The sequence below is a fragment of the Caulobacter ginsengisoli genome, from assembly GCF_030814835.1.
Classification (GTDB): domain Bacteria; phylum Pseudomonadota; class Alphaproteobacteria; order Caulobacterales; family Caulobacteraceae; genus Caulobacter; species Caulobacter ginsengisoli.
Genome location: NZ_JAUSVS010000006.1, coordinates 202,120 through 223,610, shown reverse-complemented (window position 1 = coordinate 223,610; position 21,491 = coordinate 202,120). Strand labels below are relative to the sequence as shown.

The following is a 21,491-nucleotide window of genomic DNA, read 5'->3' as shown; positions in this document are numbered from 1 at the left end:
CGGAATGTCTGTCGTCAAACCGACGTGATTGCTGGACTATAGGGTTTCTCCGTCAACGGGGAATACGGCGATGGCCAAGACCAAGACGGGTTCGAAACACTCGGACGGAACATTGGACCGCTCGCCGGGCCATCTGCTGCACCGCGCCCAGCAGCGGGCGCTGGACTTCTACGCCGCCGCCGGTCCGGCCGGGGCGGTGACACAGCGTCAGTATGCGGTGCTGGCCGCCGTGGCCGCCCGTGAGGGCGCCGCCCAGGCCGAGCTGGTGGCCGCCACCGGCATCGACCGCTCGACCCTGGCCGAGCTGGTGGCCCGGATGATCGGCAAGGACCTCCTGGCCCGCGAACGCTCCAAGGCCGACGCCCGGGCCAACGCCGTCCACCTGACCGAGGCCGGCCGGGCCGCCCTCGACGCCGCCGCCCCCCAGGCGACGGCGGCCGACGCCCAGCTGCTGGCGTTGCTGCCGCGCGGCAAGCGGGATGTGTTCGTCGACCTGCTGCGGCTGCTGACCGGCGACGAGGCCAGGCCCGAGAAGGTCAAGAAGGACAAGGCGGAAAAGGCCGAGCGCAAGGCGGCCAAGGCGGAGAAGAAGAAAAAGAAAGCGGCGAAAACCGTGAAGGAAGCGGTGGAGTAAAGCTCCTCACCCGTAGGGGGAGGACGACCGCGCCAGAGCGCGGTCAGGAGGGGGTCTTCGGGCAAGGGCGCGCCGTTTCCCGGTTACGCTGGGGTGTTTTGCAGTCAGCCCGATAGAAGCCGGTCGGCCCCAGCCTCTGCCCAAACACCCCCACCGGGCCGGCCACGGGCGCGCTGCAAGCGCGCCTCGGGCGGGCCGTCCGCCCCCTACGGGGGCGGAGTTCTAAGCCACCCAGGCCGCCTCATCCCCATCCCCGCCCGCGATCCGGGCGATCTCGCCCAGCAGCACCGGGGGCGAGATCGGCTTGCCGACGACCCCGTCCATGCCGGCGGCGCGGTAGGCCTGGGTCTGGTGGGCCAGGACGTTGGCGGTCAGGGCGATGATCGGGATGCGGGCGGCCGCGCTGGTCAGGGCGCGGATGCGGCGCGTGGCCTCCAGGCCGTCGATGCCGGGCATCTGGATATCCATCAGGATCAGGTCGTGACTTCCCTGAGACGCCGCCTCGACCCCCAGCTCGCCGTCGGCGGCGGTCTCGACCTGGCAGCCCAGGGCCTCGAGCAGGCGGGTGGCCACCAGGCGGTTGGTCGGGTTGTCCTCGACCACCAGCACCTTGAGGCCCTCGAGGAATTCGCCGCGGGCCTGTTCCGACATCGCCAGGGCGGGGCAGGCCGGGGCGACAATCTCCAGCTGGAAGGTCGAGCCCTGGCCCGGGATCGAGACGAAGCTGACATCGCCGCCCATCATCTGGGCCAGCCGCCGGGTGATGGCCAGACCCAGGCCCGAGCCGCCAAACCGGCGGGTGGTCGAGGCGTCGGCCTGGTGGAAGCGCTCGAAGAGGCCGGCCTGGGCCTCCAGCGGAATGCCGACCCCGGTGTCGGCGATCTCGAAGCTGAGCCCATCCCCATCGAGACGCCGGGCGAGGATGGTGACGCTGCCCTTCAGGGTGAACTTCACCGCGTTGCCGACCAGGTTGAACAGGGCCTGGCGCAGGCGCACCGGATCGGTCCGCACCCAGCCCAGCGCCGTCTCGCCGACCAGCCGCAGTTCGACATCCTTGGCCGCCGCCTGGGCCTGCATCAGGCCGGCCACGCCCTGCAGCAGGGCGCCGACATCGACCGGCTCGTCGGTCAGTTCCAGGGCGCCGGCCTCGATGCGCGAGAAGTCGATGACATCGTCCAGCAGGGTCGCCAGCATCTCGCCGCAGCCCGCCGCCTCGGCCAGCAGCCGCTGGGCGTCGGGCGACATCGGCTCCTTCTTCAGAAGGTGCATGACCCCCATCACCCCGTTCATCGGGGTGCGCAGCTCGTGGCTCATATTGGCCAGGAAGCGGGCCTTGGCCTCGCCGGCCGCCAGGGCCGCGTCCCTGGCCTCCGCCATGGCCGTGACGTCCTGCGAGATGCCCTTCAGCGCGAACCGGCCGCTGGCCCGGGGCTCGGTGCGGAAGGTGGCGCGCAGGGTCAGCCAGCGGCCGTCCTTGGTGATCATCCGGTGATCGATGCTGGTCCCGATCCCCTTCAGGGCGCCCCGGGCGAAGGCCTTCCTGGCCGCCTCGACATCGTCGGGATGCAGTTTGGCGTTGAAGTCGTCGGGGTCGCCGATCTCGCTCTGGGTCCAGCCGGTCAGCACGGTGATGTCGTGCGACCACTCGATCACCCCCCGCTCCGGCTCGAAGTTCCAGCTGCCGATCCCGGCCGCCTCGGACAGCATCGCGCGGGTCCGGCGGGCCGCCGCCAGCTCGTCCTCGCGGTCGCGCTCGAGGGTGACGTCGCGCATGGTGCCGATCATCTCGTTGTCGGGACCCAGCCTGGAGCGGCCCTCCAGCCACAGCCAGCCGCCCTCCTTGGTCCTCACCTTCAGGCAGTTGAGCGCGAAGCCATCCTTGCGCATGCGCTGGGCGGTGGCCCGGCCCTCGGCCTGGCTCTCGGGCAGGATGAAGTCGAGCACCGGGCGGTCCAGCGTCTGGTCGCGCAGCCAGCCGGTGACCCGCTCCCAGGCCGGATTGACCTCCTGGATCACCCCTTCGCTGTCGATGACGATGAAGATGTCGAGCGCATTCTCGAAGAACCAGCCGGCCGCGTCGAACCGGACGCTCGAGGGCGTGCGTTTGGGTCTGCGGAAATTCTTTCCGTCGCTCATTCCCGCCACCCTAGGCCGGAGGCGTGAATCATCGGTTTGCAGAGGCGGATCGCGACGTCCGGTCGCAGGGGATGGGCCAGTGCTCTGCTCTCTCCTCGCCCCTAGGGCGAGGTGGCAGCGAAGCTGACGGAGTGGGGAGCACGCCCGGCACACATGGGCAGAACGAAACCTCGCCGGCGGGGGAACGCCTTTTCTTATGTGCTGTAATCGCTCCCCACTCCGGCCCTCCGGGCCACCTCGCCCTAGGGGCGAGGAGAGTCCTGGCGGCGGCTGAACGCCTAAACCTCCGCCCACATCCGCAGGAGGTTGTGATAGGCGCCGGTCAACGAGACGACCTGGGGATCGTCCGCGCCTAGCCGGCCGCCCAACGCCTGGACCGACTGGTCCAGGTCGAACAGCAGGGTGCGGCGGCCGTCGTCGCGGATCATCGACTGCACCCAGAAGAAGGACGCCCAGCGCGAGCCCCTGGTGATGGGCGCCACCCGGTGCAGGCTGGAGGCGGGGTAGAGGATCAGGTCGCCGGCGGCCAGCTTCACCGCATGTTCGCCGTAGGTATCCTCGATAATCAGCTCACCGCCGTCATAATCGTCCGGGTCGCTGAGAAACAGGGTGGCCGACAGGTCGGTGCGGTAGCGGACGCCCGCGCCTTTCGCGAAGCGGATGGCGTTGTCGACATGCTCGTCGAACTTCATCCCGGCGTCATAGCGGTTGAACAGCGGCGGGAAGACCTTCAGCGGCAGGGCGGCGGAGACGAACAAAGGGTTGCGGCCCAGGGCAGTCAGGATGGTCTCGCCCAGGGCCCGGGCCTGGGGCGCCTCTTCCGGGATCTGCAGGTTGTGCTTGGCCAGGGCCGACTGGGCGCCCGCCGTCACCCGCCCGTCGACCCAGTCGCCGCCGCTGAGGACGCCGCGGGCGTCCGCGACTTCCTGGGGCGACAGCAGGGCGGGAACCTGGATCAGCATGGGGCCGGTTTTGTCAGAACTTCCGGCCGAGCGACAGGATGAAGGTGCGGCCCGCCGCCGGGACGCCACGGTTGCCGAACGCCTGGCTGTAGTTCAGCCGGTCGGTCAGGTTGTAGCCATTGACGGCCACCCGCCAGTCGCCGACCTGCCAGGCGACATAGGCGTCCAGGCTGAGGCTGTCGGGGATCTCGGCGATCAGCGACAGCCGCGAGGGGGCCGGCGCCACGCGGGTCACCGTGTAGCGGACCGGCATGCTGCTCTGATAGGTGACCCCGCCGCCGGCGGTGAGGCCGGTCACCAGGCTGTCCAGGTCGAGCGTGGTGTAGAAGCTGCCGGAGTTCTTCGGGGTGAAGATCACCGGCCGGCCGACCACGAAGCGGTTCAGGGTCGGGGTGCCGATCGGAACCCCCGCCCCGCATTCCAGCGTCGTCGCCGAGCAGTTGGTGAAGGATTCCAGCGTCTCGCTGTCCAGATAGGCGTAGTTCAGCGCCACCGACCAGTCGGGGGTGATCTGGGCGGTGGTCCCCAGTTCCAGGCCTTTGACCTCCTGCTTTTCCCCCGACTGGGCCAGCAGGAAGCCGGTGCCCGGATCGGTCTGGGTGGCGTTGTTCTTCTCGACCTTGAAGACGGCGGCGCTGACGTTCAGCCGGCCATCGAGGAAGCCCAGCTTGGAACCCAGTTCCCAGGTCGTCGCGATCTCGGGCTCCAGATCCCGGGCCGCCAGGGTCAGGTTGGTCCCGGCCCCGACCACCGAGGTCCCCTGCGGCGTCTCCGAGCGGCCCCAGGTCACATAGACCGTGCGGTCCTCGGCCGGCTCCCAGACCAGGCTGAGGCGCGGGCTGACCAGGTCGGACTTGGACTTGATGCGGGTGGCCGTCCCGTTGACGGCGATGGCGTCATAGCGGGCGCTGTAGCGCTCCCAGCGCACCGAGCCGATCAGCGAGACCTGGTCGGTCAGCCACAGACGGTCGGTCAGGAAGACCCCGAAGTCGGTGGCGTCGCCGCTGGTGGTCAGGACCGAGGTCGCCGTCGCCGTGCAGACGCGCGGGGCGGCCGGACAGACGTTGCTGGCGGTCGGGTGATAGACCGCATAGCCGGCCGGATAGCGCCGGTCTGGCCCCGTCAGATTGCGCGGGATCAGGTTCCGCGCCGTGACCCCGGCCGGCAGGGTGTAGAAGCTGAAGGTCTTGTCGTTGGACTGGTAGCTGACGTCCAGGCCGGCGATCACCAGGTTGCGCAGGCCCAGGGCCTCGAACTCGCCCTTCAGGGTGGTCAGGTTCTGGGCGCCCCAGGCGTCCATGTCATAGGGGCCGCCGCCGCCCATGCCGGCGTTGGGCGCGGTGGCCGGGTTGCCGTCGAACAGGTTGGCCGTGCAGGTCGCGTTGCACTGGTCGGTGGTCGAATAGGCGAAATAGCGGGAATAGACCCCGACCCGGCTGTCGTTGGTGACCACCCAGCCATTGCCGAACGTCTTGGAGAACCGGGCGGTGACGACGTCGGCCTGGGTCTGGTCGATATCTTCCGAATAGCCGGTGAAGGTCGAGCGATCGACGCCGACATTGTACGAGCTGGCCGGGCGGGCGATCAGGTCGCCCGGCTTCTGGACGATGATGATGCCGTAGTCGGGGATGCGCTCGTCGTTCTGGTGGACATAGTTCAGGTTCAGGCTGGTGTCGGTCCCCAGGCCCAGGCCCAGGGCGAGAGCCACGCCCCAGCGCTCGTCCTGGATCACATCGCGGTCGACGGCCCGGCTGGACTGGCCCATCAGGTTGATGCGCAGGGCGGTCGCATCGCCCAGGGGGATGTTCACGTCGGCCAGGGCGCGGACATAGCCGCCCGAACCGCCGAACAGGTCGAGCGTCGTCTCGGCCTCGCCGGTATTGGGCTTCTTGGAGACGGTGTTGATCGCCCCGCCCACCGAGCCGCGGCCGAACAGGGCGCCCGAGGGGCCTTTGAGGACCTGGACCTCCTCGTAGGGGAAGCTGTCGCGGCTGTAGACGCCGAAGTCGCGCAGGCCGTCGACATAGACATCGTCCTTGGCGTCGAAGCCGCGAATCTTGAACTGGTCGCCGCTGAGCGTGCCGCCCTCGCCGATGGCGATGGTGATGCCGGGCACGCTGCGCAGGGCCTGCTCCAGGCTGCTGACGCCCTTGGCGCGCAGTTCGTCCTGGTTGATCACCTGGACGGTCTGGGGGGTGTCCTGCACCGAGGTCGGGGCGGCGGCCATGTCGAGCAGTTGCTTGGGGGCCTGGACGTTGACCGAGGAGACGGTGTTGGCGGAGTCCGCCGCGTCGGCGGCGTCAGCCGCATCGGCCGTCGCGGCCGTGGCCGCCTCGGCATGGACCAGGCCCGGGGCCAGGCTCAGCCCCGCGACGCCGGCCAGGGCGGCCATCCGCAGAGGCGCGCGACGGAGAGACGAACCGGCGCGGGCGGTGACGCCCTGACCCTGATAACGACGCATGAAACTGACCTCTGGAACCCGGCGGCGCCAGACTGTGGCCCGCCCCCGAAACTGCGATTGCGAGTCGTTCTTAGATGGCTTGTTTCAGACTCGCAATGAGAATCGTTCTCAAAAACGTCAGCTTGTCGCAGCCGTGTCGTGGCCCGCATCGTGACCATGCCGGATCGCCTTGCGCAGATGCCGGCGATGCAGCCACATGATCGTGCCGCTGGTCCCCAGCAGGGCGGGGGCCAGGCCGGCCAGGAAGATCAGCGCCTGCCAGACCGGACCCATGTCGTCGCCGTCATGCAGCCGGCGCATCCAGCGCGACAGCGGGTCCTGCGCGGCCGGGCCGTCGGGGCCGCCGCCCTGGCGGACCTCGCCGCTGGCATCGTCCACCCGCACGGTGACCGGCGCGTCCAGGCCGTCCACCTTCAGGGCCACCCGCCAGGCCGGGGCCTTGCCCTTGGTCGGCAGGGTCACCGCGGTCAGCACGCCGGGGGTCTCGGCCTGGGCCGCCTGAACGGCCTCGTCGATGGTCAGCCTGGTCTCGGCCAGGGGCGGCGGCGGGGTGCGCCGTGGGCCGCCCATCCCGGGCATGCCGCCGCGCTGCGCCGCCGGCGGAGCGACCCCGAAGAGGGCGCGGGCGGTCTGCGGGAAGGAAATATAGACCCCGGTCAGGGACAGGATCAGCAGCGGGACCAGCACCCAGAAGCCGACCATGTGGTGCAGGTTGTTCCAGGTCGAGGGTGAGCGCCGCCAGCGCAGGGCCTTGAGCACCCGTCCGTTGCGCGGCCACCAGAGCCAAAGGCCCGTCAGGCAGGAAACCGTCATCGCCCAGCCCAGCCAGCCGACGATCTTGCGCCCCAGCCCCGGCGTCGTAACCAGCAGTTGGCCGTGCAGGCGGTGCATGATCCGGGTGAACGAGGCCTCGGTGTCGACCACCTCCAGCACCTTGCCGGTGGCCGGGTCGAGGAAGGCGGTCAGGGTCTTCGGCCGCGCCCCGGCCGCCACGGGTCCGGGAACCCGGCCCTGCACGGTGGCGGGCCCGCCCTCGTCCTCGGGCAGGCGCAGCTGGGTCGGGGTCGCCCGCTGGCCCAGCGCCGCGCGGGCGGCGTCCAGCAGGGTGGAGGCCGGAACGACCTCGGCGCTCCGGCTGACCGCATAGCGGCCCGGATGGGTCAGCCGGTCGAAGCCGTCATGCCAGACCAGGTACGCCCCCGACAGCCCCAGCGGAACCGTCAGCACGAACAGCCCCACCCCCAGCCAGAGATGCACATCCAGCCAGAGGCGACGCAGGCGGCCGAGCAGGGAACGGGTCACGGGCGGGCTCCGATGATGAGGCTGAAGCGCTAGTGCAAACGCTTCTCAACTGCAATCCTCTTGTTTCTCCCTTCCTCCTCCCCCGGGTCGGGCCTCGCCCGGCCCGCCCGAGGGCAGGCTGAGGAAGGGCGGGGATGGTGATGGTGGCACAGCGTTTCCGGAAGCGCTCAGGGAGGCGTGGTCGCCACCCCGCACCCTTCCCCTGACACCGAGCGCACACCACCACCCCTGCCCCTCCTCCATCGAGGAGGAGGGGTTCTAAGCCGGTGGGCGGCGGCGTAGTCTCTCCGCATGGACGACGCGCCACAGTTTCCAGTGTTCAGCACGACCCAAACCCGCCCGGCCCGCCAGTGGCGGCGCGGCGGCGGCGGGGAAGCCATCACCCGCCCCCTGGCCGACGAGACCCCCATCGGCCTGATCTATGACAACCGCCCCCACGCCGTGCTGATGGCCACCCCCGCCGAGGTCGAGGACCTGGCCGTCGGCTTCACCCTCACCGAGCGGGTGGCCACCCTCGACCAGATCGAGGCGATCGACACCGAGATCCTGGCGCAGGGCGTGCAGGTCCGCCTGACTCTCGCCGAATCCGCCCGCAAGTCCAGAGCCCGGGCCCGCAGCCGTAGCCTCGAGGGCCGCTCCAGCTGCGGCCTCTGCGGCGTCGAACGGCTGGCCGCCGCCGTGCGGCCCCTGCCCCGCCTCCCGGACAGCCCCGCCCTCACCCAGGCCGCCATCGAGGCCGCCCTCGACGCCCTGGAAGACCAGCAGGCGCTCGGCAAGCTGACCCGCGCCATGCACGCCGCCGCCTTCGCCTCCGCCGACGGAACCCTGCTGGCCGTGCGCGAGGACGTCGGCCGCCACAATGCCCTCGACAAGATCGTCGGCGCCGCCGCCCGCCAGGGGCTCAGGCCCTCCGACGGCTTCGTCCTCGTTACCAGCCGCTGCTCCTACGAGATGGTCGAGAAGGCCGCCATGGCGGGTTTCCCGCTGCTGGTCGCCATCTCGGCCCCCACGGCGCTGGCCATCCGCAAGGCCGAGGAGGCCAACCTCTCCCTGGTCGCCCTGGCCCGTTCCGACGGCTTCGCGGTCTTCGCCGGTCCCCGGAGGATCGCCCCATGACCAAGGTCAAAGGCGTCAAGACCTACCGTAAGCCCGCCGGTGGCTGGGGCGCCCTCCGTGCGGTCGCCGGCGCCCTGAGCGACCAGGAGACCGTGGTCGAGGGCGGCCGCTCGCTGCTGTCGGCCAACCAGCCGGACGGCTTCGACTGCCCCGGCTGCGCCTGGCCCGACCCCAAGCACACCTCCAGCTTCGAGTTCTGCGAGAACGGGGCCAAGGCCGTCGCCTGGGAATCGACCACCAAGCGGGCCACCCCCGAGGTCGTCGGCGCCCACACCGTCGCCGAACTGCTGACCTGGAGCGACCACGCCCTGGAGGACCTGGGCCGGCTGACCGAGCCGATGGTCTATGACCGCGCCACGGACCGCTATCGCCGCATCGACTGGGCCGGGGCATTCGACCGCATCGGCGAGGTCATGCGCGGCCTCTCCAGTCCCGACCAGGCCGAGTTCTACGCCTCGGGCCGGGCCTCCAACGAGGCGGCCTTCCTGTTCCAGCTGATGGGGCGGAAGTTCGGGACCAACAACTTCCCCGACTGCTCCAACATGTGCCACGAGCCGACCAGCGTGGCCCTGCCGGACGCCATCGGCATGGGCAAGGGCAGCGTCACCCTGGAGGACTTCGACCTCTGCGACGCGGTCTTCTCCTTCGGCCACAACCCCGGCACCAACCACCCGCGGATGATGTCCACCCTGCGGGCCGCCGCCAAGCGCGGGGCGGCCATCGTGGTCTTCAACCCGCTGCGCGAGCGGGCGCTGGAGAAGTTCGCCTCGCCCCAGGACCCGGTCGAGATGGCCACCCTGACCGGGACCGACATCGCCTCGCGCTATTTCCAGGTCGCGGTCGGGGGCGACGCCGCCGCCGTCACCGGCATGCTCAAGGCCCTGCTGGCGGCCGATCGCGCCGGCGGCCAGGTCATCGACTGGCCCTTCGTCGTCGAGCACACGGCCGGCTTCGAGGCCCTCGCCGAAACCGTCGACGCCGCCGACTGGCCGACCATCGAGGCGCAGAGCGGCCTGACCCGAGCCGACCTGGAAGAAGCCGCCGCCATCTACGCCCGCTCGAAAGCCGTGATCCTCTGCTACGGCATGGGCATCACCCAGCACCGCTCCTCCTCGAGCGCCGTCCATCAGCTGGCCAACCTGCTGCTGATCCGCGGCAATATCGGCCGGCCCGGCGCCGGCATCTGCCCCCTGCGCGGCCATTCCAACGTCCAGGGCGCCCGCAGCGTCGGGGTGGCGGAAAAGCCGACCCAGGCCCTGCTGGACAATATCGAAAAGGTCTTCGGCTTCCGGCCGCCGCAACACCACGGCCACACCGTGGTCGAGGCCATCGCCGCCATGCGCGACGGCGGGAGCAAGGCGCTGATCAGCCTGGGCGGCAACTTCGCCGTCGCCGCCCCCGACCCGGCCGCCACCTTCCCCGCCCTCACCGGCCTCGACCTCACCGTCACCGTCGCCACCAAGCTCAACCGCACCCAGCTGCTCTGCGGCCGCGAGAGCTACATCCTGCCCTGCCTGGGCCGCACCGAGCGCGACGACCAGGCCGGCGGGCGCCAGGCGGTGACGGTCGAGGACTCCATGTCGATGGTCCATGCCTCCAGAGGCCTCAACCCGCCGGCCTCCGAGCACCTCCGTTCCGAACCCTGGATCGTCGCCGAACTGGCCCTGGCCCTGCTGGGCCCCGACACCGGCGTCGACTGGCGGGGCCTGGTCGCCGACTACGGCAAGGTGCGCGACCTGATCGAGCAGGTCTTCCCCGAGACCTTCACCGGCTACAACCAGCGCATCCTGACGCCCGGCGGCTTCCGCCTGCCCGTCCCGCCCTCCGAGCGGATCTGGAAGACGGCCAGCGGCAAGGCCAACTTCATCCCCTACCAGGCCGACGGCGATGACCCCCGGCGCGGCGATCCCGACGTGCTGCTGCTGACCACCGTGCGCAGCCACGACCAGTACAACACCACCATCTACGGCCTGAACGACCGCTACCGCGGCGTCTCCGGCCGCCGGGACGTCATCTTCGCCAGCCCCGCCGACCTCAAGGCGAGAGGCCTGGCCGACGGCGACCTCGTCGACGTGGTCGCCGCCTTCGCCGATACCGGCCCAAATGGGGGCCATGTCCGCCGCCTGGCCGGCTTCACTGTCGTCGAACGGGTCCTCCCGACCGGCTGCCTTGCCGCCTACTACCCCGAGGCCAACCCCCTGCTGGCCCTGGCCGACCACGACAGGCGCAGCGGCACCCCGGCCTACAAGTCCATGCCCGTGCGGCTGATGCGGGCCGGATGATCGCCGGCCTCGTCCTGGCCGGGGGAAGGTCCAGCCGCTTCGGCTCGGACAAGGCGGCGGCGCTGCTGGACGGCCGGCCGCTGCTGGACTGGGCGCTGGACGCGTTGCGGCCGCACTGCATGGCGCTGGCGGTGAGTGGGCCCGGCGGGTTGGCCGACGCGCCGGGAGATCCGGATGGGCCGCTGTCGGGGGTCAAGGCGGGGCTGATCTGGGCTCGGGAGATCGGGGCGAGCCGCCTGGCCACCCTGCCCTGCGATGTGCCGAGGGTTCCGGCCGACCTCGTCCCTTGCCTGGCGGCTGTCGATGCACGCGTCGTCTCAGCCCGTACGGTCGATGGGTCTCAGCCGCTCTGCGCGCTGTGGTCGGTCGATCTGCTGGACGCCATCACAGCCGAACTGGCCGCCGGCCACCCGTCCATCCAAGATCTGCAGGCGCGGCTGGGTGGGGCGCAGCTGCTGTTCGAGAACGAGCGGGCATTTCGGAACGTGAACAGGCCAGAAGACCTTCCCCCGCTGGCGGGGGAAGTGGCCTGAGATGCGCAGCATCGAAGGTCGTTGGGGGTCCTTGCGGCGTTGGCGGATATTCCCACCGTGGGTAAGGGCCCCCAACGAGCCTCCAGCTTCGCTGTCGGCCCACTTCCCCCGCCAGCGGGGGAAGGGCTTTTTGACTTTCTACATCCCCCGCCGCATCTCCACCCAGGCCGCCTCGAGCCCGTCGCGATGCTGCGGCGCCGCCACCCCGATCAGCGCCTGGGCCCGCCCCTCGAGCGTCAGCCCCCGCAGGTCGGCCGTCCCGAACTCCGTCACCACCACCGCCAGGTCCGCGCGAGGCACGGACACCGCATTCATCTCCAGCCGGGGCACGATCCGGCTCAGACTCCCGCCCTTGGCCGTCGCCGCCAGGGCGACGATCGGGACCCCGCCCTCCGACAGCCTTGCCCCGCGCAGGAAATCGGTCAGCCCGCCGATCCCGGAAATCTGCCGCCCGCCCATGAACTCCGCATTGGCCTGGCCGAACAGGTCGACCTCCAGCGAGGAGTTGATCGCCACCAGCTTCGGGATCGCCGCCAACACCCGCACATCGTGGGTGAAGCTCGACGGGGCGAACCGGATGCGGCGGTCCTCGCCACACCGCCGGTAGAGGGCGTCCGTCCCCATCGCCATGCCGGTCAGCACTTCGTCCAGCACCCCGCCGTCGAGCGCGTCCAGCAGCGGCTCGGTGACCATGCCGGAATGGATCTTCAGCCCCCGCCGCCCCGCCAGCCCGGCCAGGGCCGCGACCCCCACCTTGCCGACCCCGAACTGCAGCACCCCGCCGTCGGGGATCAGCTCGGCGATCCTGCCGGCGATCACCGCGAAGGCCGGGTCCAGTCCGCCGGCGTCATAGGTCAGCAGCGGGGCGTCGGTCTCGGCGACCACATCGAAGGCCGCCAGCGGGATCGAAGGCCCCTGGGTGCGCGGCATGGCCGGGTTGATCAGGCCCGCCTTGAAAACGGCGCGGTCCATCACCGCCGGGGCCATGTCCGCGGCGACGCCCAGCGAGCACGTCCCGCCCTCGTCCGGGGGCGAGACCTGCATCATCACCGCGTCCAGCGGCGTCTGGGCCAACCAGCCAAAGGTCTGGAACCAGGTCTGCGGCCGCAGGGTGAAACGGCCGGCTTCGAAACTGGCCCGCCAGTCGGCCGAGGCGAACGTCCCCTCCGACCGCGCCCCGCAAGCGGCCCAGTCCCGGCGGTTCACCCCCGGGACCAGCGCCCCGACGAAGGTCAGCCCGGCCGCCAGGTCCGGTTCGCGCTGGAAAATCTCCAGCAGCTGTAGCGGTTCTGCCGCACCGCCCTGGATAAAGACGCGACCGCCGCCAATACTCGCCCGTTCGGCGAGTTTCCGGGCCAAAAGATCGACTGTGACGCGAATCATGTCAGATTCAGTTCAGACGACGCCTGCAACCTTCGCGCCGCCTGAGTGTTTCCCGCTTTGAAACCCGGCCCCTGAAGGACCAAGGACCGCCACCGATGCAAGCCGCCGATCACAGCCACGACATCCTGCGGCCCTTCCTGATCGTGGGGGCGCTGGCCTTCATCACGGGCTTTCTGGGCTACCTCGCCCTGTTCATGCCGGGCGTGCAGGGCTAAGCCCCCGTCGAGCCGAAGCCGCCGGCGCCGCGCACCGTCGCGTCCAGTTCCGCCACCTCCTCCCACGCCGCCCGCGCCACCGCGGCGACGATCAGCTGGGCGATGCGGTCGCCCCGCCGGATGGTGAAATCCGTCTCTCCCAGATTGGCCAGCACCACCTTCAGCTCGCCGCGATAGTCGGCGTCGATGGTGCCGGTCAGGCAGGTGATCCCGTGCCGGATCGCCAGGCCCGAGCGCGAGCGGATCTGCCCCTCGAAGCCCAGCGGCAGGGCGAAGGCCAGCCCGGTCGGCACCGCCGTCCGCGCCATGGGGGCCAGGATAAGCGGCTCGTCCTCGGGAATGGCGGCGCGCAGGTCCATGCCGGCGGCGGCCTCGGTTTCATAGGCCGGCAGCGGCAGGTCGGGATTGTGAGCCAGGCGGGTGATCGGGACGCTGGGACGGTCTTGGCTCACTTAAAGGCTCTCTCTTAAAGGCTTTGGGCGATGCGCAGCGCCAGGCGCTGGGCGACTTCGGACTTGGGGGCGCGCTCCCAGCGCTCGGTTCCGGCGGCGGTGATCAGCAGGACGGCGTTCTCGCCCCCGCCCATCACGCCTGGCTCGGTGACATCGTTGGCGACGATCCAGTCGCAGCCCTTGCGCTGGCGCTTGGCGACCGCATGGGCCTCGACGTCGTTGGTCTCGGCCGCGAAGCCGACGACCAGCTTCGGACGGCCCGGCCCAGAGGCCGAAAGTTCGGCCAGGATGTCGGGATTCTCGACCAGGGTGATGGCCGGCGGGCCTTCCCGCCCCTTCTTCAGCTTCAGGCCATAGACCTCGTCCGGCCGCCAGTCGGCCACCGCCGCCACGCAGACCGCGACATCGGCCGGCAGGGCCGCCTTGCAGGCCGCCAGCATCTCGCGGGCGCTTTCGACATCGACCCGCGTCACCTCGGCGGGAGCCGCCAGGCCGGTCGGTCCCGAGACCAGGGTCACCCGCGCGCCCAGCCGCGCCAGGGCCGTGGCGATCGCATAGCCCTGCTGGCCGCTGGAGCGGTTGGAGATGAAGCGCACCGGGTCCAGCGCCTCGAGCGTCGGCCCCGCATTGACCAGCACATGCTTGCCGGCCAGCGGCGCGCCGGTCTGCAACAGGCCCAGGATGGCCTCGAGAATGGCCGGCGGCTCGGCCATGCGGCCGGGGCCATACTCGCCGCAGGCCATGGCGCCCTCGTCCGGCCCCACGAAATGCACCCCGTCCGCCTGCAGGGTCGCCAGATTGCGGCGCGTGGCGGCGTGCTGCCACATCCGCACATTCATGGCCGGGGCCATCAACACCGGCTTGTCGGTGGCCAGCAGGGTGGTCGAGGCCAGGTCGTTCGCCAGGCCCGCGGCCGCCTTGGCCATCAGGTCGGCGGTGGCCGGGACGACGACCACCAGGTCGGCCGAGCGCGACAGTTGGATGTGGCCCATCTCGGCTTCGTCGGTCAGGGAGAAGAGGTCCTGGTAGACCTTGTCCTCGGCCAGCGAGGCCAGCGACAGGGGCGTGACGAACGCCGCGCCCGCCTTGGTCAGCAGCGGCCGCACGGCCACCCCGGCCTTGCGCAGCAGCCGGGTCAGTTCCAGCGCCTTGTAGGCCGCCACCCCGCCGCCGACGATCAACAGGACTCGCTTCTCGGCCACGCGTCAGACCCCGCTCAAATCTCATTTTCCTTTAGGGCGCCGAAGGGGACTGGACAAAGGATCAAATCTGTTCTTTGTTTGTTCCAAGACAACCTGGGGATGGAGGGCAAGCAATGTCCCGCATGAGAATCCAGTGGCTTCTGGCGGCCGGCGTTTTAGCGCTGGCGGCCTGTGACGGCGGCCCCTCTGCGGTGGCCAAGCGTGATCCGGCCGCGCCCGCCGCCTGGTCCGGGGGCGACAGCCAGCAGGCCGACAACAGCTATGACCGCCCCTCGGCCCGCCGCTCCAAGGCCGACGCGCCGGTGAAGCTGGCCGAGGATGGCCGGCCGATCTGGGCCGCCAGCCGCAAGGGCACGGCCGAGGAGCAGGCCCAGAAGGCCTTCGACCGCAATGGCGAGGCCTTCGGCGCCGCCACCCTCGAGGCCTATGTCGCCAAGGTCCACGCCTTCACCGGCAACCCGCCCAAGGGCGCCCAGACCCTCACCCGCCGCAACGGCGACAAACTGATCTACGACCCGCGCGGCAACGTCTTCGCCGTCGTCACCCGCGACGGCGCCCCCCGCACCATGTTCAAGCCCGACGACGGGGCGGCCTACTGGGAAAAGGTCAAGGCGGGGGAGGCCAAGCCGCGCAAGGCTTCGGGCCGCAAGGATGACGATCAGGCCTGACCAATAATCCGCTCATCCCCGCGAAAGCGGGGACCCAGGCTTTTTACTGTTCGGGGCGATCGGGCGGGGGTGAGCGGTTGGAAGGCTGAAACGAAAAACGCCTGGGTCCCCGCTTTCGCGGGGATGAGCGGGGTTTTTATAGAGGCCACCAACGGGCCAGCAGGAAGGCCGCCCCCGCCACGGCGGCGCCGACCGCGAACCAGGCCAGCCGCGAGGGCGGGCGGGGGGGCGGGGCGATCACGATCGGGGCGCCATGCTCCTCGGCCAGCCTCGCCAACGCCCGGACGGCCCGCAGGCCCTCGTCGGCGAAGTCGCGGGCCTTGGCGGCCGGGCCCAGTTCCCGGGCGATCCAGCGACGGACGATGGGGTCGGCGGCGGCCCAGAGGTCGTGGCTGGGATCGATGCGGCGGGCCACGCCCTCGACCGTGACCATGGTCTTCTGCAGCAGCACCAGCTCGGGCCGCAGGTGCATGTCGAAGAGGGCGGTGATGTCGAACAGCTGGGCCAGCAGCCGGCCCATCGACACCGCCGAGGCGGCCCGGCCGAACACCGGCTCGCCCACCGCCCGCAGCGACTGGGCGAAGGCGTCGACATCGTGGTGCGGCGGCACATAGCCGGCCTCGAAATGCACCGCGGCGACCCGGGCGTAGTCCTTGCGCAGGAAGCCGTAGAGGATCTCGGCCAGATAGCGCCGCTCGGCTTTTCCCAAGCGCCCCAGGATGCCGAAATCGACCGCCACCAGCTTCGCGGGGGCGTCGATGAACAGGTTGCCCTCATGCAGGTCGGCATGGAAGACGCCGTGGTCCAGGGCCTGGGCCAGGAAGGCGCGGATCAGGTTGTCGGCCAGCAGGCGATGGTCCAGCCCCGGCAGGGTCAGCGAAGCCGGCGAGGACAGCGGGACGCCGTCGGCCCATTCCAGGGTCAGCACCCGGCGGGCGACCCCGTCCCAGACCACCTTGGGGCAGGTCATGAAGGCGTCGCGACCCATGACCTCGGCCATCTCGGCGGCGCCAGCGGCCTCGAAGCGCAGGTCCAGCTCCAGCTCCAGCGAGCGGATCACCGTCTCGGTGAACAGCTTGGGCTCCAGCCGCTTCAGAGCGGGCGCGAAGCCCAGCAGCAGCCCGGCGGCCAGGCGCAGCGTGGCGCTGTCCTTGGCCACCCGCTGCTCGATGCCCGGCCGCAGCACCTTGACCGCCACGATCCGCCCGTCGGCCAGCACCGCCCGGTGCGCCTGGGCCAGGGAGGCGGCGGCGATCGGGTCGCCGAACTCATTGAGGAAGCCCGCCAGCGGCCGGCCCAGGGCCTGCTCGACCTCGGCCCGGGCCACATCGGTGGGGAAGGGATCCAGCCGGTCGCGCAGCCGGCCCAGGTCGTCGCTGAACTGGATGCCGAAGATGTCGGAGCGGGTCGCCAGGAACTGGCCCAGCTTGATGGCGACCGGGCCCATATGCTCCAGGCAGCGGCCCAGCCGCTCGCCCGGCCGGCCCTCGCGCGCGGCCCGACCGGCGAACAGGCGCAGAAACCCGGCCACAGCCCTTACCCCGGCCGGCAGCACCGGGTCGATCTCGCGGGGAATCAGCGCGTCGGCCCGGACCAGGGTCCAGCCCGCCGCGACCAGGCGGCCGAAAGCCGGCAGGCTTGCCATGGCTAGATGGCCCAACCCTGGTGCAGGGCGGCGACCCCGCCGGTGAAATTCGTGAACGTCACCCGCGAAAACCCGGCGTCGCGCATCATCTGGGCGAAGGTCTGCTGGTCGGGGAAACGGCGGATGCTCTCGACCAGATACTGGTAGGACTCCCGGTCCTTGACGACCAGTTCGCCGATGGCCGGAATGGCCTTGAACGACCACAGGTCATAGGCGGCCCGCACCGCCTCGCTGGTCGGCCGCGAAAACTCCAGGCAGACGAACCGCCCGCCGGGCTTGAGCACCCGCCGCGCTTCGCGCAGGGCCGCGGCGATGTCGGTCACGTTGCGGATGCCAAAGGCGATGCAGTAGCCGTCGGCGCAGGCGTCGGGCAGGGGCAACCGCTGGGCGTCGCCGACGGCCCAGGTAATCTCCGGCTCGGAGCCCCGCTCGCGGCCGGCGGCGATCATCTCGGCGTTGTAGTCGATGACATGGACGACGGCGTCCTTGTCCAGCCCCCGGCGCAGCTGCGCCGCCCGGGCCATCTTGGCGAACCGCCGCGCCATGTCGCCGGTCCCCCCGGCGCAGTCGACGATGACCTCGCCGGGCTGGACGTTGAGCCGCGCGGCTGTCGCGTCCTTCCAGAGCCGGTGCACGCCCGCGCTCATCAGGTCGTTCATCAGGTCGTAGCGGCCCGCGACCTTGTCGAACACGCCGCGCACCAGCGAGGGCTTCTCGCGGGCGTCGACATCGCGAAAACCAAAAGTCGCTGTGCGCTCGGACATGGCCGCCGTCATAGCGGGCGCGGCGGCGATTAGGAAGGCGCATAGGTCACGGCCGGCGCGCGCCTGAAGCGGATATAGGCCTCGGCCAGCACCAGGTTGGCGCTCCAGGACAGCCAGGAAATGACCCGGTAGGCCGGGAAGAAGTCGATGCCGAGCACCAGCCCGGAAAACGGCAGCATCAGCCGAAGCGTAATCGCCCCCGCCAGGACGGCGTAGGACCGCAGCATCCAGGCCCTGTGGTCGCCAAAGCGCCTTTCAACGGCCGCGCGCCAGCCCAGCCAGGTGAACAGCGGCCACAGCACGGCGGGAATGGAAAACCCCAGGCCCGCGACCGGCCCCGCCGTGACGCCGAAGGCCAGGACGAAGCCGGCCGGCGCGCCGATGGCGCAGGCCAGCAGATAGAGCCGGCCGTTCAGGCGGTGGAAGCCGGGCCAGCGCCTGCGGATCGCGGCCACGAACTGCAGCGGCGCGATGGCCAGGGCGACGATGGACGCGGCGACGTGAATGACCAGGACGGGGCTGGCGAAGGTGTTCTCGACAATCACCTGCGGCGGTGTTTCGCTGCCGACCAGGTAGCGGGCGGCCGCGGACCAGGCGACCTGGGCGGTCAGCAGCACGAGCGCCGCACGCCAGGCGGCCGAAGAAAGAGGGGCAAGTCTTCTGATCATCATGGGCTCCGGGCAGGAATGGGCGCACAGCGCTCGCCCCGTCGCCGGGCCGTGGAAAGGCGGTTTGCCGTGAACCGTGCATCCGGGTCGCGAACGGCGCCTGGTTCACGGGAAGCCGGGGGCCGGCGCTGGCGGGGGCTTCTGCTCGACCTGCTGCTGTTCGGCGGGTTTGGCCTGGTGATGACGGCGCTGGGCCCCTATCGCACCCTGGACACGCCCACCCCGCTGCGGACGGCCTACTGGCTGATCGCGGTGATCGCCTGCGGGCTGTTCGGCGCCGGCGTCGAGGCTCTGCTGGGAACGAAGATCCGCGCCTTCTGGCCGCGCGTCGCCGCCGTCTCGCTGATCATGACGCCGCCGGTCACCCTGTTCATCTACGCGCTCAACGCCCTGATGCTCGACCTGCCCAGGCGCCCCTGGATGCTGCCCCAGCTCGGCGGCCAGGTGCTGGTCGTCGCCCTGCTGCTCATGACGCTGCGGGGCCTGGCGCGGCGGCGGGTGATCGAAACCCGCACGGTCATAGAGCCCCCGCTCCCGGACGCCGAACGCGCCTTCCGGCTCAGGCTCTCGGCCAGGCGGCGCGCCGCCCGGCTGATCGCGGTCGAGGCGGAAGACCATTATGTGCGCGCCCACACCGACAGCGGCTCGGAGCTGATCCGGATGCCGTTCTCCGAGGCCCTCGACGAACTGGCCCAGGTCCACGGCCACCGCCTGCACCGCTCCTGGTGGGTCCCCGCGCAGGCCATCGAAGCGGTGCGCTGGAAACGCGGCGGCGGCGAGGCCCGCCTGGCCGGCGGCCTCATTGCGCCGGTGAGCCGAAGCTACATGGCCGCTCTGAAGGAGGCCGGCTGGCGCTAGGCTGGATGCGACAGGAAAGGTTCACCACGAACAACACGAACAACACGAACAGACGGAGCCAAACGCGTCCTCCCGGCCGAAGGCCCGATCTATCAAACAGACCCTTCGGGTCAGAGCTGGGCTAGCGCCGACCCGTTCGTGTTGTTCGTGTTGTTCGTGGTGAAAAATCTGCACAACGCCAAATTCGCCAACCGCCGGATGGCGCAATTCCAACCCCGCCCCATATGCTCCCCACATGCCCGAGCTTCCCGAAGTCGAAACCGTCCGCGCCGGTCTGGCGCCCGCCCTGGAGGGGGCCAGGCTGAGCCGGGTGGAGGCGCGGCGCCCGGACCTGCGCTTTCCGCTGCCCGAGGGGTTTGTGCAAAGGCTGACCGGGGCCAGGATCGAGGGCCTGACCCGGCGGGCCAAATACCTGCTGGCCCCGCTGGATCGCGGCGACACCCTGGTCATGCATCTCGGCATGACGGGTCGGTTCGAGATCGAGGGCGCGCGCCTCAAGGAACAGCCCGGCGAGTTCTATTACTCGACCCCGCCCGATCCCAAGCACGCCCATGTCGTCTTCGAGACCGAGGCCGGCAGCCGCATTACCTACTATGACCCGCGCCGGTTCGGCTTCATGGACCTGATCCCCACCGACCGCCTGTCCCAGCACCCCTGGTTCGCCGGCATGGGGCCCGAGCCGCTGGGCCCCGACTTCGATGTCGAGGTGCTCGCCAAAGCCTTCGCCGGCCGCAAACAGGGGCCCAAGACCCTGCTGCTCGACCAGCATGTCGTGGCGGGGCTGGGCAACATCTATGTCTGCGAGGCGCTCTACCGGGCGAAGATCGCCCCCGACAAGCCGGCCGGCGAGGTCCCCAGACGCAAGCTGACCGCCCTGACCACGGCCATCCGCGAGGTGCTGACCGAGGCCATCGCGGCCGGCGGCTCCTCGCTCAAGGACTATGCCGCCGCCGACGGCGCCCTGGGCTATTTCCAGCACCGCTTCCAGGTCTATGACCACGAGGGCGATCCCTGTCCCCGGCCGACCTGCCGCGGCGTGGTAGCCCGCCAGGTCCAGGCCGGCCGCTCGACCTTCCACTGTCCCATCTGCCAGACCTGACGGAGTTTCCATGGCCTTCAATTTCAGCAGGGCGTGGAAGCGCCTGGTCGCCGCGGCCACGGTCTGGCTGGTCGGCTTCGGCGTCGCCGCCGCCCAGCCGCCGGTCTGGGTCGTGAGGGACGCCGATTCCACCGTGGTCATCTTCGGCTCGGTGCATGTGTTGCCGCCCGGCCTGGACTGGAAGCCCAAGGTGCTGACCGACGCCCTGGCCAAGGCCGACGACCTGTGGTTCGAGCTGCCCTTCGACCCGGCCAGCCAGGCGGCCGGGGTCGAGGTGGTCAAGGCCAAGGGCCTGCTGCCGCCGGGCGAGAGCCTGCTCGCCAAGCTGACCCCCGCCGGCCGCGAGCGGCTGGCCCGGCTGGCCCCGAAGCTTGGCCTGTCGCTGGAGCAGATGGACCGCCTGCGCCCCTGGCTGGCCGACGTCACCGTGGGACTGGTGGACATGTCCCAGCGCGGGGCCGGGGCCGCCGACGGGGTCGAGCAGACCATCGAGAAAGCGACCCCGCCCACCGCCCTGCGCAAGGCCTTCGAGACGGCCGACGAACAGATCGGCTTCTTCGCCGACGCCCCCGAGGCCGACCAGCTGGCCTCGCTGGAGGACACCCTGCGCCAGATCGAAGAAGAGCCGGACGCCTACAACCGCCTGCTGGCCGCCTGGCTGTCGGGCGACCTCAAGGCCCTGCAGACCGAGGGGCTGGAGCCGATGAAGCGCGCCTCGCCCGACCTCTTCGACCGCATGATCACCCAGCGCAACAACCGCTGGGTCGAGGCCATCACCCAGCGCATGGCGGGCTCGGGCGAGACGGTCATCGTCGTGGGCGCCGGCCACCTGGTCGGCCCGGACGGGGTGCCGGCGTTGCTGCGGGCGAGGGGGTTCAAGGTCGAGGGGCCGAGGTAGGGGGGCTTAACCGCCTTCCCCTAATTCCTCGCCCGTTGGGCGAGGTGGCGGCGAAGCCGACGGAGTGGGCCGTGGAGCACACGGTGTTTCCGGATCGAGCACTGTCGGGGTGGGCATGCTTGAAGCTCCGTGTGCTCCCCAGAGCCCACTCCACCACTTCGTGGTCCCCCTCGCCCAATGGGCGAGGAATGCGAAGGGCTTGAGCGCAGCCGC

The 21,491-nt window shown here is 70.5% G+C and carries 18 protein-coding genes; 8 read left to right on the top strand and 10 right to left on the bottom strand.

The genetic code is table 11. The features are described 5' to 3' along the window. The first annotated feature begins 70 nt into the window (after positions 1-70). Positions 71-634 (top strand): MarR family winged helix-turn-helix transcriptional regulator, encoded by a 564-nt coding sequence (locus QO010_RS15980; RefSeq protein ID WP_307350712.1) that lies wholly within the window; start codon positions 71-73, stop codon positions 632-634. Between the two features lie 222 nt (positions 635-856). Here QO010_RS15980 and QO010_RS15975 read toward each other — a convergent pair whose 3' ends face one another. From QO010_RS15975 to QO010_RS15960, 4 genes are all read right to left on the bottom strand, one after another. Further along, complete coding sequence (locus QO010_RS15975) at positions 857-2,770, bottom strand: ATP-binding protein (RefSeq protein WP_307350710.1); 1,914 nt, start codon at positions 2,768-2,770, stop codon at positions 857-859. 278 nt (positions 2,771-3,048) lie between these two features. Beyond that, positions 3,049-3,732, bottom strand: a complete 684-nt coding sequence (locus QO010_RS15970; protein ID WP_307350708.1) for a Fe2+-dependent dioxygenase — start codon at positions 3,730-3,732, stop codon at positions 3,049-3,051. A gap of 13 nt (positions 3,733-3,745) precedes the next feature. Beyond that, positions 3,746-6,193 (bottom strand): TonB-dependent receptor, encoded by a 2,448-nt coding sequence (locus QO010_RS15965; RefSeq protein ID WP_307350706.1) that lies wholly within the window; start codon positions 6,191-6,193, stop codon positions 3,746-3,748. Between the two features lie 117 nt (positions 6,194-6,310). After that, positions 6,311-7,495, bottom strand: a complete 1,185-nt coding sequence (locus QO010_RS15960) for a PepSY-associated TM helix domain-containing protein (RefSeq protein WP_307350704.1) — start codon at positions 7,493-7,495, stop codon at positions 6,311-6,313. Between the two features lie 291 nt (positions 7,496-7,786). On the opposite strand from QO010_RS15960, the gene fdhD reads away from it, so the two are divergent. The 3 genes from fdhD to mobA are packed head-to-tail and all read left to right on the top strand — an operon-like array spanning position 7,787 to position 11,426. Continuing rightward, positions 7,787-8,611 carry a formate dehydrogenase accessory sulfurtransferase FdhD gene (gene fdhD, locus QO010_RS15955; protein ID WP_307350702.1) on the top strand — a complete coding sequence of 275 codons (825 nt, stop codon included), beginning with the start codon at positions 7,787-7,789 and terminating at the stop codon, positions 8,609-8,611. Beyond that, positions 8,608-10,893 carry an FdhF/YdeP family oxidoreductase gene (locus QO010_RS15950; protein WP_307350700.1) on the top strand — a complete coding sequence of 762 codons (2,286 nt, stop codon included), beginning with the start codon at positions 8,608-8,610 and terminating at the stop codon, positions 10,891-10,893. The genes fdhD and QO010_RS15950 overlap by 4 nt, the downstream gene beginning before the upstream one ends. Then, positions 10,890-11,426 carry a molybdenum cofactor guanylyltransferase gene (gene mobA / locus QO010_RS15945; RefSeq protein ID WP_307350698.1) on the top strand — a complete coding sequence of 179 codons (537 nt, stop codon included), beginning with the start codon at positions 10,890-10,892 and terminating at the stop codon, positions 11,424-11,426. Before QO010_RS15950 ends, mobA begins: the two co-directional genes overlap by 4 nt. Positions 11,427-11,564: 138 nt before the next feature. On the opposite strand, the gene QO010_RS15940 is transcribed toward mobA, so the two are convergent. From QO010_RS15940 to coaBC, 3 genes are all read right to left on the bottom strand, one after another. Further along, on the bottom strand, positions 11,565-12,809 hold the full coding sequence (locus QO010_RS15940) for an acetyl-CoA hydrolase/transferase family protein (RefSeq protein WP_307350696.1): 1,245 nt from the start codon (positions 12,807-12,809) through the stop codon (positions 11,565-11,567). A 211-nt stretch (positions 12,810-13,020) separates the two neighbouring features. Beyond that, positions 13,021-13,476 carry a dUTP diphosphatase gene (gene dut, locus QO010_RS15935; RefSeq protein WP_307350694.1) on the bottom strand — a complete coding sequence of 152 codons (456 nt, stop codon included), beginning with the start codon at positions 13,474-13,476 and terminating at the stop codon, positions 13,021-13,023. Between the two features lie 14 nt (positions 13,477-13,490). After that, positions 13,491-14,678 (bottom strand): bifunctional phosphopantothenoylcysteine decarboxylase/phosphopantothenate--cysteine ligase CoaBC, encoded by a 1,188-nt coding sequence (coaBC, locus tag QO010_RS15930; RefSeq protein ID WP_307350690.1) that lies wholly within the window; start codon positions 14,676-14,678, stop codon positions 13,491-13,493. Between the two features lie 113 nt (positions 14,679-14,791). On the opposite strand from coaBC, the gene QO010_RS15925 reads away from it, so the two are divergent. Further along, positions 14,792-15,346, top strand: coding sequence for a hypothetical protein (locus QO010_RS15925; RefSeq protein WP_307350687.1), 555 nt, complete (start codon positions 14,792-14,794; stop codon positions 15,344-15,346). 136 nt (positions 15,347-15,482) lie between these two features. Here QO010_RS15925 and ubiB read toward each other — a convergent pair whose 3' ends face one another. Genes ubiB through QO010_RS15910 form a run of 3 tightly spaced genes read right to left on the bottom strand, consistent with a single transcriptional unit; the run spans position 15,483 to position 18,423 of the window. Continuing rightward, complete coding sequence (ubiB, locus tag QO010_RS15920) at positions 15,483-16,991, bottom strand: 2-polyprenylphenol 6-hydroxylase (RefSeq protein WP_307350685.1); 1,509 nt, start codon at positions 16,989-16,991, stop codon at positions 15,483-15,485. 2 nt (positions 16,992-16,993) lie between these two features. Further along, on the bottom strand, positions 16,994-17,755 hold the full coding sequence (locus QO010_RS15915) for a class I SAM-dependent methyltransferase (RefSeq protein WP_307350683.1): 762 nt from the start codon (positions 17,753-17,755) through the stop codon (positions 16,994-16,996). Positions 17,756-17,784: 29 nt separating this feature from the next. Continuing rightward, a complete protein-coding gene (locus tag QO010_RS15910; RefSeq protein WP_307350682.1) occupies positions 17,785-18,423 on the bottom strand; it encodes a DUF2306 domain-containing protein in 639 nt (212 codons plus the stop codon). A gap of 69 nt (positions 18,424-18,492) precedes the next feature. Here QO010_RS15910 and QO010_RS15905 point away from each other — a divergent pair, with 69 nt between their 5' ends. The 3 genes from QO010_RS15905 to QO010_RS15895 all read left to right on the top strand — a co-directional run bounded on the left by QO010_RS15905 (position 18,493) and on the right by QO010_RS15895 (position 21,278). After that, the gene (locus QO010_RS15905) at positions 18,493-19,281 is read left to right on the top strand and encodes a LytTR family DNA-binding domain-containing protein (protein ID WP_307350680.1); all 789 of its coding nucleotides are present in this window, start codon (positions 18,493-18,495) and stop codon (positions 19,279-19,281) included. A gap of 235 nt (positions 19,282-19,516) precedes the next feature. Then, a complete protein-coding gene (mutM, locus tag QO010_RS15900) occupies positions 19,517-20,380 on the top strand; it encodes a bifunctional DNA-formamidopyrimidine glycosylase/DNA-(apurinic or apyrimidinic site) lyase (RefSeq protein WP_307350678.1) in 864 nt (287 codons plus the stop codon). Positions 20,381-20,390: 10 nt separating this feature from the next. After that, positions 20,391-21,278, top strand: coding sequence for a TraB/GumN family protein (locus QO010_RS15895; RefSeq protein ID WP_307350676.1), 888 nt, complete (start codon positions 20,391-20,393; stop codon positions 21,276-21,278). Positions 21,279-21,491: the final 213 nt, after the last annotated feature.